We start from the raw sequence: 385 nt of genomic DNA, 5'->3' as shown, positions 1-385 counted from the left end.
CTTCGATATGGATGGCCGCCGCGCCGAATTTAATCATCGACTTAACAGTACGGGCAACATTGAAAGCCGACGCCCCGAAGCCGGTATCGGCATCGACTAGCAGCGGTAAATCGCAGACATGCCAATGATCGATCTTTTGCTTGAGTTGCGCGATCACCCCGGCCACGTCTTTATCGAGCATGGAACCAAAGACCGCGTAAGTATAGGCATGAAAGCCCATATTATCGAGATTTTGCGACAAGGTAGCGGCGGCATGCGGATTATGCGCGACATCGAGCACCACGGTCGGCCGCCCCGGCATGACTTGAAAACGCCCGGGCAAATCGACCATCACCAAGCCGGTACGCACTTCCTGCGCGCCCACCGGCAAGACATGACGCAAGGC

General features: G+C 56.4%; 1 protein-coding gene. It reads right to left on the bottom strand.

From position 1 onward, the window contains the following. Window positions 1-385, bottom strand: a 385-nt coding sequence (locus QN347_RS19545; protein ID WP_323494362.1) for a glutamate ligase domain-containing protein, incomplete at both ends; no start/stop codon positions are given.

The sequence above is a fragment of the Sphingomonas sp. 10B4 genome (assembly GCF_035019905.1).
Taxonomy (GTDB): Bacteria; Pseudomonadota; Alphaproteobacteria; order Sphingomonadales; family Sphingomonadaceae; genus Sphingomonas; species Sphingomonas glacialis.
The sequence above is the reverse complement of the archived record's forward strand: the minus strand, read 5'-3'. Positions and strand labels throughout refer to the sequence as shown.